Genomic DNA, 15,975 nt, shown 5'->3' with positions numbered 1-15,975 from the left:
CCGTTCTATTGAACAGAGCCTGGAGGCGGGCTATTTCTTGCTCAAAGGCTTTCTCGATATTTGCCGGGAAGCACACCTGTAATCTTTTTGAAAACCGTCGTAAAGTAAGTGGCATTTTCAAAACCAACCATTTCGGCAATGACGAAAATCTTTAAATCGGGCGATTTAAGAAGTTCTTTGGCTTTTTCAATACGAACCTTTGTTAAGAACTCAATAATTGTTTCGCCTGTTTCTTGCTTGAAAATTTGACACATATACGTGGGGCTCAAGAAGGCTTCCTCCGCCAACAATTGAATGGTGACATTGTTCATATAATGCTTGTCGATATACTGTTTGATGCGTACAATGACGCGTTGACTTTTGCTATTATGTTTATTTTGCATATATAGCGCGATGTCTTTAATGATGTTGGTCATTAAGTCCCGCAGGCTGCCAATGTCTTTCGTATTCTGAATCATTTGAACAAGCTCAATGGTAGATTTGCCCAAAATAGCTTCGTAGGATTCATCGGCTTCATGCAGGGGACGCGCCAGTTGAAAAATAAGCTCAGCTCCGCGGTAATACACTTGTTCAACCTGTGCGCTGTTCGGGAGGATAATGTCGTCAAATAACTTGTTCAGCAATCTTGCGACACCATCTGCATCGCCTAGTTTCACCTGTTGAATGAGCTGTTTTTCTAGCTCGTACAAGTGCATATGACGCTCGGTCTCCACTTTATTGTGTGCAATATCATGAATCGTGACGACTGATTCTTTCCCGGTAAAAAACGTGTGCTGAAGAGCTTCCTTGGCTTCTTGATAGGAATAGCTGAGCTGCAAGACGGAACTGACGGACGAGCCGATGCCAATGGAAGCGGATACTTTAACGTATTGACGAATACACCGAATGATCTCTTCGGCAAGGTCCATATACTTTTGATCTGACAGTGATTTTTCGTTAAAAATGACGATAAGTTCATTATCCATTGTATTTGTAAAAGCAAATCCGGAGCGGGTGTTCGTCAGGATTTCCTCTACGACATTATGAATGGCAAAAAACAATAACTGCTTATTTTCTTCGCTATAGTGCTGAATGGCAAGCTCGAAATCATCGATTTTAATCAGCCCGATGGCGGAGAACTCCTCTTGTTGGAGCGGAATTTGGTAGTAGGCGATTTTGTCATAGATGTCATTCTCATTCGTGTAGTAGCGGGAAAGCAGTTGAATCAATAACTTCTCGCGCAGAGCGGGAATGCTGTCCTGCAGCTGCTTATGCACTTTCGTGTTCATAGCTTCACTGTCGCGTTCTCTGTTAATTTTACTAGCCACCTGCCCAAAGACCTCGGTGAGTTCATTAAGCTTAACAGGTTTTAGGACGTAGGCTTCCGCATGCATGCTTAGTGCTGTTTTGGCGTAATGAAAGTCCTGAATGCCGCTGATAATGACAATTTTCGCTGTGCTTCCGGCATCGCGCAGCTTTTGGGAAAGCTCAAGCCCATCCATGATCGGCATCCGAATGTCCGTACAGACGATATCCGGTTTCAGCTTCATGCAAAGTTCATAGGCTTCGCGCCCTTCTTCTGCAAGACCTACGACTTCAATACCAAATTCAGACCAGTCTATAATCGAGTTTAGACCTTCCCGAATCAGTTCTTCATCATCCGCAATCACCATCGTTATCATACATATTCCTCCTTAGGATAAATGATCTCGTTGATCCAGCAAAAGATCGTTCGACAACCCATCCGCCGTTTTTCTGGCGGGCATTCGAATAATTGCCGTTAATCCCTGCTCTTCGTTAGCTTCATACTGTAAGCCATACGGTTGGCCAAACCATTGTTGAATGCGGGTATTCACATTTCTTATCCCGAATGACGCGGTTTCGTCGCCTGAAGACGCGAGCAAATCTTGAATTTTATGGACGTCCGCCTGATTGCCGCTGCCGTTATCGGAAACTCGCAGTGTCAAGATATCGTCCTCTAAGGCTACGCGAATAATTAAATGCCCACGCCCCTTACTGGCATCAAAGCCATGAATAATGGCATTCTCAATGAGTGGTTGAAGAATCAATTTAACCGTAATCAATTGCAGGAGATGCGAGGGGGCATCAATCTCAAAGGTTAATTTGTTACTCAGTCGAATTTGTTGAATGGTAAGGTAAGCTTGAACCTGGTTCACCTCGTCCTGAAGTTGAATCATAGATCGACCCTTATTAAGAGACAATCGGAAAAAATCGGATAACGAAGTGACCATTAAACTAATTTCAGGCACCTTCTTTTTCAGTGCCATCCAGTTAATCGAATCTAATGTATTGTATAAAAAATGAGGATTAATTTGAGCCTGCAGTGCTTCTAGCTCCGCTTTTTTCTTTTTAACTTCGGTCACATAGAGCTGATCGACCAGCTCTTTCATTTGTCGGATCATTTTGTTAAAACGTTGGAATAAAAATAAAAACTCATCATTTCGCTTATATTCAATGGAAACATTGAACAATTCCGAATCTGTCGTATTAATTGCTCGTATAAATTTTCGAATCGGATTCGTAATATTGTTGGATAGGAACAAGGCAAGGATGAAAGCCATAACCATGCTAAAAAGGATGACAACAATCATCACGTTTCTAAATGTGAGCAGTTTCCCATTTAAATCACGAAGTGGTGAAACGGTTACAAGTTTCCAGTCCAGTTGTGGAATTAACTTGCTCGCGACAAGTGTTTGTTCACCTTGAAAGGAGGTAATTTGTGATTGGAATTCAGGCTCCTGTACGGACTTGCTAGGTGAGAATAGTTCCGGTACAGAAAATGGCTGATTGACTTCATCCATACGAGGACCAATCATGACTTCACCTGCAGCATTCAGGATGTAGACTTCACTATGCTCGGAAGGCTTTAAGCTATCCATCATCTTTCCAAAATCGGCAATATTGACATCCGCCGTAATAAGTCCGGCATATGGGACAGCGAAATTATCTAATTCATAAAGCTGCTTGGCGGTACGAATGGAGTATTGAGGGGGATTACCCGACTCATTAGTACCTTGATACAGGCCAAGCACTTTAAACCTGCTCTTGTACGACATTGCTTGGTACCATCCCAGATTTTGAACGGATTCGACACTGTAAACATGGGGAATGGATGGAAAAAGATTGTAGACAGGCCGATTCATAAGGAATAGATTTAAAGTGAATTTTGTTCGGCCTTGATTTGAAAAACTATAGCTGTCGAGAAGTGTACTCAGTTGCGTCATCTCGTTGACAATGCCAATTTCGTCGCTGGAAGGATCACTGGACAGGATGCCTTGTAAGGTGTCGCTAGTGTAAATTTTTGTCGTGATATCATCAATTTGCTCCAGGGTTTCCTGGACATTCAGTTCCATCATCTGCATGCTCCGGTTAATGGAATCGGTCATATTCTGAGAAATGGTAGAGCTAGATTGATGATACAGAGAAATTGCAATAATGGATGACGGAATGAGTACGAGTGACAAAAAATAGATGAGCAGTCTGCTTTTAATACTGATATGATGAGGGAAAAGTTGCTTAAGAGAGCGTATCCACATCACGCAGTCACCTGTCTTCCTAGCGTTAGATTTATCCCCATTGTAAGGGAAGGAGTTTAGAAATGAAACAAAAAAAATGGCTTCTAGCGGGTGGTCTTCTTCTTCTAATGGGCTTAATTGCAGTTGGCACCCAGCAGTTAGGGAGCATGAACATGCCCAAGAAGCAAGCCGTACAACCTCTAAGAGAACCATCCAAAAAACAGCTTACCTTTGCTTTTAACTCGTATGGTTCGGATACGGAAATGCGGAAAGTCATCGATGTGTATAACCATTCAAATTCGGACGATGTTTTAATTCAAATGCTGACCATTCCTCGTGAAAACTACACGAGAACCTTGAATATGCTCATGGCTTCAGGGGAAGGACCGGATGTCTTTGCTGTTCAGTCGGACTGGATCACTACGTACATGTATAAGAATTGGTTCAAAGATTTGACGAGTGATATTCCCGAATCTATGATGCGAAATTATTCCAAATGGGCACTCTCATATGGCAGTTTCAATGGCAAACAATACGCTATTCCTTATGGACTCAGTACGGTTCGGCTTGCCTATAATAAAGATCTGTTTCGCCTTGCAGGACTGGATGAGAACCAACCGCCAAAGACGCTTAACGAGATGAAAGAGATGGCTGCTCGGATTAGCCAGAAGCAACTTGGCAATCAGAAATACGGATTTGTATGGCCGCTTGGGGAAGATTGGTACGGGTTTATGCAGAGTATGGAAATCCCTATGACCTATAGTGGTGTTACCTTATTTGATTTCCGGACTGGCAAATTTGACACAACGGGGTATGTGCCGTGGATGGAAACCATGCTGACCATGAAGAAGAATGGCAGTCTGTTTCCCGGAGACAGTTCGATGAAGTACGATACAGCTTTAACCCAATTTGCCAAAGGTAATGTGGGCATGATGCTTGTTTCAAGCAGTGATGTCTATCGGCTTGAAAATGAACTCAAGCTCTCTGTGGATTGGGGCGTTTCTACGCCCCCGGCTTTAGATGAAGAGAAAGCAGGCGCTGGAGCGTTAATGTTAGTTCCGGAGCCTGTCATTGGGATTAACAGCTCAACTCAGCATAGCGAAGCAGCCCTTCACTTCTGGCAGTATCTCCATTCGGATCGTGTAATCGGTGAACTCTATCAAAAGGACGTTGTCATTCCCGTCTCTGCGCGTATCCGAGAAGACTATCCGAATACAAAGACATCGTCGAAGTTCACCAACTTCCTGCCTACAGATATGGAATCATTTTATCCTTTACAGCCAATCCTCTTGGACAGTACGATAACCTCCAGCGTGGTTAATCAGGACCATTTTGGCTGGAATAATCGGCTTAAGGCATATCGGGACGTGGCTTCAGGAACATCCTCAGTCAATGACATGCTGCAAGCTGAAACACAGCGATTAAACACAATGCTTCAAAGCGCTGTTCAGATGGGCTCCGTATCCATGCAAAATTATATGGATCCTTCATTTGACAAGCGTCACCCAATCGGCAAATAAAAAAACGAAGAATGTCATAACGACATTCTTCGTTTTTTTTTGTGATTGACCTGAATATTTTAACATAAATCCTAAGATGCTTTATTTCCAAAACAGTGTAAAAAGTTAAAATAAAACTATACAAACAAGAGAATGGAGTGAAGGGTGAACATGCTTAAGCTTACTGTACACATGAGAAATATCGTACGCTTCCGGGTTTTATTCTTGATGATGCTTCCGGCACTTGCCATCGTAATTTTCAATAATTATATTCCTATGTTCGGTGTTATTCTTGCATTCAAAAACTATAATTTCTCAGATGGCATTTGGCACAGCCCCTGGGTAGGCTGGGAAAACTTTAAATACCTCATACAAACCGACGTTGCATGGACAGCCACACGCAATACGATTGGTTTTAATGCCGTTTTTATCGTTTTAAACACGATTGGTGCTGTTGCGGTATCCATTGGCTTAAATGAAATTCGTGGTATGAAGCTGAAGAGGACATTTCAAAGCACAATCCTTTTTCCGTATTTTATATCGTATGTCGCTGTAAGCTACATCCTATATGCCATTCTTGGTCAATCCGGTTTTTTAAATGCAACGGTCTTGAGGTTTTTCGGAATGGAAGCCCTCTCATGGTATTCGGACGCGCATAAATGGTTTTTTATTCTCCCTATCGTCAACACGTGGAAGCACGTCGGTTACTTTGCGGTTGTTTACCTGGCAGCCATCGTATCTATTGATACCGAATATTATGAGGCGGCCTTAATTGATGGTGCCAGCAAGTTCAGACAAATGCTGCATATTACGCTGCCTATGCTTGCTCCCGTTGTAATTGTTATGGTGCTACTGCAAATAAGCCGTATCTTTAATGCTGATTTCGGACTGTTCTACCAGGCTCCATTGAATTCAGGTTCGCTGCTGCCTGCTACGGAAGTTATCGATACTTTCGTATATCGGAATTTTCTGTTGAACGGTAATGTGGGCATGTCGGCTGCGGCCGGCTTATATCAAGCATCAGTGGGATTTGTTCTGGTGTTGTTGACGAATCTCGTTGTCAGACGGGTCAGCAAAGAAAATGCGTTATTCTAGGGGGATTCAAGATGGAAGAAGTTATTAAATCAAGTGCAGTCATAAAAAGAAAAACCAAAAGTTATCACGCTAACGCAATGTCAACGGTTAGTTATTCTATCCTATTGACTGTCCTTGGACTTGCGAGTTTACTATGTGTGCTGCCTTTGATTCTGGTCATTTCGGTTTCGCTTTCTGACGAGACCCACATTTTAAGAGATGGGTATCAATTCATTCCTGAGGTTTTTTCCGTGGACGCTTACAGATTCCTCGTTGATGATCTGGATAAAATAACAACGGGCTATGGCATCTCGATTTTAGTGACTGTGGTCGGCACGTTCTTGAGCTTATTAGTTACATCGTTGTTTGCCTACCCAGTGTCACGGCCCGATTTCCCTTACAGAAATCAGTTCTCATTTATTGTCTTTTTTACGATGCTCTTCGGTGGCGGACTCGTCCCTTGGTACTTGCTCTATACACAAGCTGGTCTGAAAAATACGCTATTCGCGCTCATCATTCCTCATCTCGTCGTCCCATTTAATGTCATTATTATGCGTATTTTTTTCACCAATACCATTCCTCATGCGCTCATTGAATCAGCCAAGATCGATGGTGCAGGCGAGTTGAGAATCTATGGAAAAATTATTTTGCCATTATCCTTGCCAGTGCTTGCTACAGTCGGATTGTTTCAAATGTTATCGTATTGGAACGACTGGTATACGTCATTAATTTTTATAAACAACCCTCAATTGGTGAGTTTACAATATTTGTTATATAAGGTCATTAGCGATCTTAACTATATCAACTCTGGTGCTGCCAGTATTCAGGCTGTTAATGCGATTCAAAAAACGCTTCCTTCTGAAACGGCAAAAATGGCGATGGCGGTCATTGGTATTGGTCCTATCATTCTGGTGTATCCTTTCTTGCAAAAATATTTGGTTAAGGGACTTACTGTCGGCTCCGTTAAAGGGTAGTCATGATAAATTGGCTATATCCAGACGATCTGGTTAAGCATATACTTGTAGATAATTTAGGAGGGTTTGTACATGAATAACTTGAAAAAGCTGAATACGATTGCCCTAGCTGTTACGATACCGGCACTGCTTTTATCCGCTTGTTCAAAATCGGGAGAACCAGCAGTTTCACCAAGCTCTTCGTCATCAGCAGAAACAGCAGCTGCTACCAAAAAATTGGATCCACGTGAAATTTCGATTTATTTCGCAGGACCTACTGCACAAAAAGATGTGGCGTTGGTTGAGGAAGAAATCAACAAGATTACGAGAGAAAAAATTAATGCGACTGTTAAGATCAATCACTTGGGCTGGGGAGATTATGCCCAAAAGACGAACTTAATGATCGCTTCCGGTGAGCCGTTTGACCTCATGTTTACTTCCGGAAATGATCTTAGTATCAATGTGGCCAAAGGCGCGTATATTGCACTGAACGATCCCAAGAATAATTTGTTGGAAAAGTACGGACAAGATATTCTGAAGTCGATGAATCCGAAGTTCTTGACGGGCACAACGATTAAAGGATTGAATTATGCACTCCCTACGGAAAAAGAAATGGCCTCCCAGCAAGGATTACTATTGCGCAAAGACCTGGTAGAAAAGTATAAGTTGGACCTGAAAACGATTAAAAAGCTGGAAGATCTTGAACCATTCCTGCAACAAGTCAAAGCAGGCGAGTCGGCGGATGTGATCCCGATTCAAGCATCCTCCAACTTCTTGAACTTGCTGCCATATGAGTTTATTGGTGGCTTCCAAAGCCCAGGAGTTATTTCCAAGACAGGTACGACGCCAAAAGTTGTCAATATTTTTGAAACACAGGAAGTTAAGGACTTGTTCAAACTGATGTATAACTGGAATCAAAAAGGCTATTTCCAAAAGGATCCAGGAACAAACACAAATCTGAAAGCACAAACGGATGAAGGGCTTGTCGCAGCAAGATGGTCGCAGCTTAAACCGGGCGGTGACTTGGAAGCGAGCAACTCAAGTAAAAAACCATTAGTACAAGTTGAATTTACACAACCTTATGTAGCATCTGCTGATCTCAACAACTCGATGCTTGCTGTTTCCAGAACTTCCAAAGACCCTGAGAGAGCGGTTATGTTCCTTAACCTGCTGCACAGTGATCCGCGTATCGTCAATCTGATGGACTTTGGTATTGAAGGCAAGCACTACGTGAAGGTTGCTGGTAAAGATAACGTGATCAAGGTACCGGATGGCTTCGCAGCTTCAAAAGACACAGGCTATTTCCCAGGGAACACTTGGCAAGTTGGTAACCAATTTTTGACTTACTTGTTCCAAAACGAAGATCCACAGAAATGGGAGAAATTCAAAACGTTCAATGCAGCAGGCGTGTCATCCCCAATTCTTGGCTTTACTTATAACAGCGAAAGCACAAAAAATGAAGAAGCTGCTCTTGCCAGCGTTGTCAAATCTTATATTGACGGCCTTAGCGGTGGTGTGGTTGATCCGGAGAAGTACTTGCCAGAGTTTAATGACAAGTTGAAAAAAGCCGGCATGGACAAAGTTATTGCAGAGAAGCAAAAACAAATCGATGAGTTTATAAAAACTAAAAAGTAAGGAATAGGCAGCGTCACTAGATTATTGAGAATACCTACATGGGATACTCGATAATCCGGTGACGCTGCTTATATTTAATCGAACGGATAGGAGGGGGACCTCCATCCGGTCGATTTTTTATGACCATCTTAATATAGTGATAGGAATCTAAATATCCTTCATTTCCAAAAAAACACAATCAGGTAGATTATGAATGAAAGAATAACTACAATTGGATTTCTAAATTCCAATCGATTTGCTCATGCCAATGGAGGTGCATCATGTAAAAATATTTATTGCAAGCATCAGGTTTGCTGAGATTTTGGAGGTTAAAATGATAGCGGTTTCAATAGTTTGCGAGGAGGAAACAAAGAATGAAGAAAATGAAAAAAATTGCCTCATGCATCACTGCGCTCACACTTCTATTTTCAATCGCAAGTGTAAGTTTTTCGCAATTTAGCGGTAGGGCTGATGCGGCTGAAACAGTTAAAATGAATCATACCTTTGAAACCACGGATCCTAACTTTGGCGCGTTTGCCGTCGGTGCAGATATTACGCCTGTACCAAGCATGTTTGCTGTAGAAACTGCTTTTACAAAAAAAATTGTAAGTGAGTCAGATGGTAATAGGGCACTGGAAGTAACCGTGCCGGCGGATGCACAGGGAAAAACGCGGTTTTACTATGCAGCAAACGCAAGCGGACAAGCAACTGGAAACCGTTTTAGCTTCGAAGGTTCTTTAACATTCAGCAATCAAGCCAAAGAATTTGATCTGAAGGTTATACCGGGGGACTGGGGACAAAATCTTCCCATTGCCAAGTTTCTGCCTAGTGGAGATATACAAGTAAAATCAGGTACAGTCGCTCAAGGTACTTATGTCAAGCGAGGCACTTGGGAAGCGAATAAAACCTATGTCATTAAGTTGGATCTCTACAACGATATTAATAAATACGATCTGTTTATCACAGATAAAACGACTAACGTAACAACGATGCTTGCCAGTGGTGAGCCTTTAATGGCCTATAGTGGACATGACTTTTTAACAACTGGCGTCGTTTATTATAATATCGAGGCTGTTGGTACAACTGCTGCAACGAGCACAAGCGTCCGATACGATAATATTAAACTCTCATACTCTAATGATGTTCGAGATGCCTATGTTCCTGCTGCAGGAACTACACTATTAAGAACAACGACCTTCGAAACAAACGACACAGATACTTCAATAGCAGGTACGGCTACCGGATCTGTCATTCTAACCAATATTCTGGATGCCAAATCACCATCCGTCATGAAAATTGTAGAGGAGAGCGGCAGCAGGTGGGTGGATGTGACAACGACGCAGGATGAACCGGGAGATATTGGTTTTCCAATCTTTCAATCCTGGGCAGCAGATTCGATTTACAAAAGCTATACGCTGGAAGCCGATTTTATGCTTAAAGATACAAATGCCGATTATTACCTAAGGTTGATTGATGGATCTTGGGGTGTAAAGAGTAACACCTTGCTTTTCTCGAAAAATGGCAATATCTATGCTCGCTCCTCAGGGACGGGAAATGGCGCATTTGCCGCCAGAACGACATGGGAAGTTAATAAAGCGTTCTCCCTCAAGTTGGTCGTACATGCAGATACATTAAGCTATGATCTTTACCATGTAAAGGATGGCAAAACTACACGTCTAGTTAATAATGAGCCGATCCAAAACTCCAATTTGTTTAAAACAAATGGGTTGGCTGCTATGATGCTCAATGTCGACGCAGGCACGCATAGCAAAGCAACGATTCTAGTCGATAACATTAAGGTATCAGCATCTAACGTTGCTGGTGCAGATCCAATCATTCATGCAGCGCCGGGAACTTTGCTTGATGCGGCACCTGTAATCGGAACGCCAATCAACTATTATGTGAGTCCGTCAGGAAGCGATTCCAATGATGGAAAGTCTGCGAATACCCCATTCCAGACCATTCAAAAGGCGGCTAATCTTACCGCACCTGGCGATACGGTGAATATCATGGATGGTCTGTATACGTATAGTGGTGGCAACCGAATGGTGACCATTACGAAATCAGGAGCATTCAACACAGCAACAAATCAGCCAGCGTATATCACATACAAAGCAGCGCCTGGCGCTCATCCTGTTTTATACTCCGATAATGCTTGGGATGTCATCCTCATTCAGGCCAGCTATATCATCATTGACGGTATTGAGGTGAAAGGGAACAACCAGAATCTTAAGCTTGCAGACGGTGAGGCCGCATACAATTATTGGTATGAGCAAACGCAAGCTGGCCTGCCGGTTAACTATGGAGACCCTAGATTTACGAAAGCTAACACTAACGGAATCAATATTAACAGCGGAACCAACTTAGCTAATGGCTTGCCGGCGTTTCATCATATTACCGTGAGAAATAGCATTATTCACGATTTACCTGCCGGAGGAATAGGCTCAGCCAATGTGGATTACATCACAATTGAGGATAATATAGTTTACAACAATGCTTGGTATACGATGTATGCTTGCAGCGGGATTAGTGTCCTAGGCGGCGTGGATGTCGATAAGGAGACAGGTTATAAGAGTATTATTCGCAATAATATCGTTCATCATAACCAAACGAATGTCAAATGGAATCAAACAAAGGGTTATTCGGATGGAAACGGCATTATTATTGATTACAATAAAAACACCGGTAGCACGTTCCCTGCTTATAAAGGAAAAACGTTGGTGCAAAATAATATCTCCTACAGCAATGGGGGCTCGGGTATTCATTCTTTTAACTCCGCTAACGTAGATATTGTGAATAATACGCTGTACAACAATAATCAAAATCCGTACTTAACGTATGCCCAATTGTTCGCTAGCTCCTCAGACAAAGTAAATATTTTTAATAATATCGTGTATTCAAGAGATCTACGTCAAGGAGAAATCAATTACGCTATCAATAATGCGAATGGCAGTGAATTGGTCATCTATGCCAACAACATTTATTATGGCGGAGGTACGCCCAAAGAAATGGGTACCAACGATGTTGTCGCTGACCCCAAATTTGTATCGCTTGATCCAACAAATGCGAACTTCCTTCGTCTTAAGTCGGATTCCCCGGCGATTGATCGAGGAACCAAGACGCTTGCACCTTCCATTGACATTGTGCTAGCGGCTCGTCCGCAGGGAGCGAAGTACGACATTGGCGCTTACGAAACCAGTTATACGAGTGCTAATCCGATTGTAAATGATGTAATTGATATCGATGCAATTAGACAAACCATGGTGTTCATGCCCGAGAACGGTGTAGCACGTTACGGTACGCCTACGATTGACGGTTCCATGGACCCCATATGGAATACTGCTCCGGTTCTTACTGTTAACAAATATATCGATAACGCAACGGCTCCAGTGACTTCAGGTGCCACGGGCAAAGTTCGAGTACTATGGGATACGGATAATTTGTATGTCTTGTCGGAAGTAACGGATCCCGTACTAAGCAAAAAGAATGCAAATGCATGGGAACAAGATTCTGTGGAAATATTCCTTGATGAGAATAACGCGAAAACAACCTCACATCAAGCGGATGACAGACAGTACAGAATCAATTATGACAATGAAAAGACCGTAGGAAGCCAAGGGAACGGATCGGAATTTACAAGTGCAACTTCAAAAACAGCAAATGGATATATCGTCGAAGTGAAAATTCCGTTTAAGACCATTAAAGGTTCTGATGGGAAAGTAATCGGTTTGGACTCTCAGGTTAACGATGACAACGGTGTAGGGGCTAGAACAAGTACAGCGATTTGGAGCGATATTAAGGGGACTGGTTATTCCAACACATCTAGATGGGGGAATGTGACACTGCTGGGGGGTCAGGTGGCAGACACCACTCCTCCAACAGTACCGGGAAATGTCCAGGTGACGGATAAAACGCACCAATCTGCTACTCTGAGCTGGACAGCTTCAACGGATGAAACTTCTTCTGTAACTTATGAGGTCTATAGCGGTACGACAAAAATAGCTTCTGGTTTGACAGGTACTACGTATGTTGCTAGCAATCTGCAACCAAGTACCACATACAGCTTTACCATCCGCGCGCGAGATGCTGCGGGCAATCTCTCGGGAGCTAGTGCTTCAGCTGCTGTTATGACGAATGCAGCGCCGGTTCTTGTTCAATCCATCTCGGTCTATGGAAACGATATTAGTACCAACGGTGGAACATCACAATTCCAGGCGGTTATTGTTCCTTTTGCAGCTACACAGGGTACGGTACGTTGGAGTGTGTATGAGCCTGATGGTGTGACGCTAACCAACAAAGCGACAATTAATACTTCAGGCTTGTTAACGGCGTTGAAGAACGGTAGTGTGCGCGTAATTGCTACTTCGACAGATGGTACACAAATATCAGGCAGTACGTTGGTAGCAATCAATGGTCAAACTGTGGGTAATCTGCAAGGTTTATCAATATCCATGTCAGGTGTTGGTTCTGTTTATCGAGGAGCTTCTTTCTCTACGAATGTCGGATTGACTTCTCCGACAAATACGATTTCTACGGCTGTCTATGGAGTGGATGTAACAGTTAGCTATGATTCAGCCCATATTGAATTTGTCGATACTACGTCATTGAAGAGTGGATTTTCCTCCTTTCATGCAGACATCACTGTTCCGGGGACAGTCCGAATCTATGGCGTGGCTACGCAACCAAGCGGTGCGATTACAGCACCTGGCGATCTGTTTAAGTTAAACTGGAAGGCTAAAGCTCCTGCACAGAGCCAAGCAACAGCGATTGCTGTGACAGCAGCAAAAACCTCAAACGCGCAAAGTGAACTTAGCCAACTTGGTCAAGATCAGTTATCCTCGCAAAATGTTATTATTTTCGTGGCTAACACAAGTACGCTTCAACAGTTAATAACGCTTGCTCAGTCAACCTTGTCAGAAGCGGTTGAGGGTACGCAATCCGGCCAATATCCAATAGGCTCCAAAGCGCAACTGCAAGATCAGATTACGACTGCTACTTCAGTGCTGAACACTCTCGCAGCTACGCAAGAACTAGTTGACCAAGCAGCTAATCAACTGAATTTAGCAATTAATCAGTTTAAAGATGGGCGAATCACTAGTACCGTCTATGACTTAGGTTATTTAGTTCAGATGGCTCAACAATACGGTAAAGCTAAATCCCAACTATCTCTCAGTGATTGGAATCTGATAAGTAAATACGATGTAAATAACGACAATGTCATTGACATTTTTGATCTAATCGTAACAGCTAACCAAATACAATAGATGCAAGGATAGGGGGAAGGGGAAACCTTCCTCCTAATCACGATCACAAGGTGGATAATGACGATGAAAAACTATGTTAAGCTGGCTGCCTATCTGATGCTCATGGTTTCCCTCACGATGAGCTTTTTGTCAACTAAAAGCTATGCAGCAACAGCCCAACCTTCGTTTACGGTCTCATTTTCAAGTGAGCGGGTAGAGGAAGGGCAAACGGTTACCATGACAATAAGAGGAGCGCAGGTTACTAACCTTTACGGCATGGAAATTGTGTTTACGTACGATGCACGGCGATTACAATTTGTTGAGAAATCAGGCACACAAGGTGTACCTGATATTATTCCGAATCGTGAACTTTTCCCAGCCGGTGCAAATTTAGAGGTTGCACCACAGGTGCAAGGAGATAGGATTCTCTATGCCATTACTAAAACAGGACAATTGCCGCCTAGTCAGGGTGATGTGAATCTCCTTTCCTTAAATTTTACAGCACTTGCGCCTGGGAACGCAGACGTCACGCTTGTTTCCGTTAAATCGGGAGCTTCTGGGAGATCACCTTCTACTTGGACTGAGGGTGCATCTTCAACTCTAGGTATTACGAGCAAGTCGACTGGGGGAAGCCCAGGCCCAGGTGCAGGTGCAGGTTCCGTTTTACCCTCAAGTACTGGGACAGGTACTACCGATAATAATACGAACATCCTTCAACTGACACCAACTCTTAGCCAGGAGACAGCTAAAGCAACACTTACGGCTGAGCAGCTAAAAGGGCTTGAAAGCCTTACAGGATCTAATACTACATCTCATAAGACAGTGACCATTCATGCTGTTAATGGCGCAACAGGATATGCCCTGTCCATTCCTTCCGCATTCTTTCAGAATAATAGTGGAAGTACACAGTTGGATATTCAAACTCCGCTTGGGACGTTAACAGTACCGAAGGATATGCTGGAAAATAGTGATCTTTCAAAATCAAACTATGTCGTTTTATCCATTCGTCTTGCAGATACTTCAACTTTCAGCAGCGAACTAAAGAATAGCATTGGCAATCATCCTGTCATTGATTTAAATATTGAAGTTGATGGTCAAAAGTTGGCTTGGCATAACGATAAGTCTCCGGTTACCGTAAGTGTGGCTTACCAGCCATCGGCAGAGGAATTGCTACACCCGGAACATGTGAATGTCTGGTACGTCGACGACAATGGCAACGTGCAAAGAGTACCATCTGGCAGATACGATGCCGCAACTGGGCGGGTAACTTTTCAGACGACTCATTTTAGCAAGTATGCGATCGTATATGAGATTAAAAGCTTTGCTGATGTTACGGACATCGCATGGGCGCGTAAAGCGATTGAAGTTCTCGCTTCCAAAGGTATTATTAATGGCGTTACGGATACAACGTTTGGGCCGAGTAACCCTATTACACGCGCAGATTTTATTTCACTTCTGGTTCGCACCCTTGGGCTGAAGGCAGATTACGCAGATGGGGCATCCTTTGATGATGTTAAAACCAGTGATTATTTCTTTAACTCGGTAAGCATAGCCCGAAAACTAGGAATAACGAATGGGGCAGATGGCAAACAGTTTATGCCCAATGCTCCAATCTCCAGACAGGACTTAATGGTAATGACGGTTAGAACATTACAACTAAGCAATAAGCTCGTACTTACAAGTGAGGCATCGGGCCTTGGCGCATTTATAGATAATGCGGACGTTGCGAATTATGCCAAAGAAAGCGTAGCCGTATTGGTTAAGCAAGGAATTATATCCGGAGATGGAACGCGTCTTCGGCCGACTGACAGTATGACACGTGCAGAGGCTGCTAAACTGCTATATGAGTTGTACACTAAGTATATCAATTAATTATGTGGAAGCAGCGCTACCAGATGATGAGTATTGTCGTGAGAGGCATATTCAACATTTGGCGGCGCTTTTTTTGATTAATCTTAATATAGCAATAGGAATCCCAATATTCTTTATTTCCGAAAAAATGCAATCAGGTAGAATATAAATGTAAGCATATTATGGATTTAACAGAACGTACAACTCATTTCAAGGAGGGGATTTT

The 15,975-nt window shown here is 42.9% G+C and carries 8 protein-coding genes; 6 read left to right on the top strand and 2 right to left on the bottom strand.

Translation table 11 applies throughout. The features are described 5' to 3' along the window. Positions 1-41 precede the first annotated feature (41 nt). Together ACKTT9_RS30675 and ACKTT9_RS30670 are read right to left on the bottom strand one after the other, a co-directional pair. On the bottom strand, positions 42-1,661 hold the full coding sequence (locus tag ACKTT9_RS30675) for a response regulator (RefSeq protein ID WP_407868975.1): 1,620 nt from the start codon (positions 1,659-1,661) through the stop codon (positions 42-44). A gap of 12 nt (positions 1,662-1,673) precedes the next feature. Next, on the bottom strand, positions 1,674-3,536 hold the full coding sequence (locus ACKTT9_RS30670; RefSeq protein WP_407868974.1) for a sensor histidine kinase: 1,863 nt from the start codon (positions 3,534-3,536) through the stop codon (positions 1,674-1,676). A 62-nt stretch (positions 3,537-3,598) separates the two neighbouring features. Between ACKTT9_RS30670 and ACKTT9_RS30665 the strand changes: the two genes are divergently transcribed. From ACKTT9_RS30665 to ACKTT9_RS30640, 6 genes are all read left to right on the top strand, one after another. Next, on the top strand, positions 3,599-5,035 hold the full coding sequence (locus ACKTT9_RS30665) for an ABC transporter substrate-binding protein (protein ID WP_407868973.1): 1,437 nt from the start codon (positions 3,599-3,601) through the stop codon (positions 5,033-5,035). Between the two features lie 150 nt (positions 5,036-5,185). Beyond that, entirely contained in the window at positions 5,186-6,109 is a 924-nt protein-coding gene (locus ACKTT9_RS30660) for an ABC transporter permease (RefSeq protein ID WP_407868972.1), read from the top strand. An 11-nt stretch (positions 6,110-6,120) separates the two neighbouring features. Then, positions 6,121-7,062 carry a carbohydrate ABC transporter permease gene (locus ACKTT9_RS30655; protein WP_407868971.1) on the top strand — a complete coding sequence of 314 codons (942 nt, stop codon included), beginning with the start codon at positions 6,121-6,123 and terminating at the stop codon, positions 7,060-7,062. 72 nt (positions 7,063-7,134) lie between these two features. Further along, positions 7,135-8,676, top strand: coding sequence for an ABC transporter substrate-binding protein (locus ACKTT9_RS30650; RefSeq protein ID WP_407868970.1), 1,542 nt, complete (start codon positions 7,135-7,137; stop codon positions 8,674-8,676). Between the two features lie 353 nt (positions 8,677-9,029). Next, complete coding sequence (locus ACKTT9_RS30645) at positions 9,030-13,919, top strand: sugar-binding protein (RefSeq protein ID WP_407868969.1); 4,890 nt, start codon at positions 9,030-9,032, stop codon at positions 13,917-13,919. A gap of 63 nt (positions 13,920-13,982) precedes the next feature. Next, entirely contained in the window at positions 13,983-15,770 is a 1,788-nt protein-coding gene (locus ACKTT9_RS30640) for an S-layer homology domain-containing protein (RefSeq protein ID WP_407868968.1), read from the top strand. Positions 15,771-15,975 lie beyond the last annotated feature (205 nt).

Origin of the sequence: Paenibacillus sp. P36 (assembly GCF_045866505.1) — a bacterium.
Lineage (GTDB): Bacteria > Bacillota > Bacilli > Paenibacillales > NBRC-103111 > Paenibacillus_E > Paenibacillus_E chondroitinus.
The sequence above is the reverse complement of the archived record's forward strand: the minus strand, read 5'-3'. Positions and strand labels throughout refer to the sequence as shown.

Excerpts from the sequence above, each read along its gene's own strand:
- ACKTT9_RS30655 (WP_407868971.1), top strand. The coding sequence starts at position 6,121 with ATGGAAGAAGTTATTAAATCAAGTGCAGTCATAAAAAGAAAAACCAAA.
- ACKTT9_RS30670 (WP_407868974.1), bottom strand. The coding sequence starts at position 3,536 with ATGTGGATACGCTCTCTTAAGCAACTTTTCCCTCATCATATCAGTATT.
- ACKTT9_RS30650 (WP_407868970.1), top strand. The coding sequence starts at position 7,135 with ATGAATAACTTGAAAAAGCTGAATACGATTGCCCTAGCTGTTACGATA.
- ACKTT9_RS30640 (WP_407868968.1), top strand. The coding sequence starts at position 13,983 with ATGAAAAACTATGTTAAGCTGGCTGCCTATCTGATGCTCATGGTTTCC.
- ACKTT9_RS30660 (WP_407868972.1), top strand. The coding sequence starts at position 5,186 with ATGCTTAAGCTTACTGTACACATGAGAAATATCGTACGCTTCCGGGTT.
- ACKTT9_RS30675 (WP_407868975.1), bottom strand. The coding sequence starts at position 1,661 with ATGATAACGATGGTGATTGCGGATGATGAAGAACTGATTCGGGAAGGT.
- ACKTT9_RS30645 (WP_407868969.1), top strand. The coding sequence starts at position 9,030 with ATGAAGAAAATGAAAAAAATTGCCTCATGCATCACTGCGCTCACACTT.
- ACKTT9_RS30665 (WP_407868973.1), top strand. The coding sequence starts at position 3,599 with ATGAAACAAAAAAAATGGCTTCTAGCGGGTGGTCTTCTTCTTCTAATG.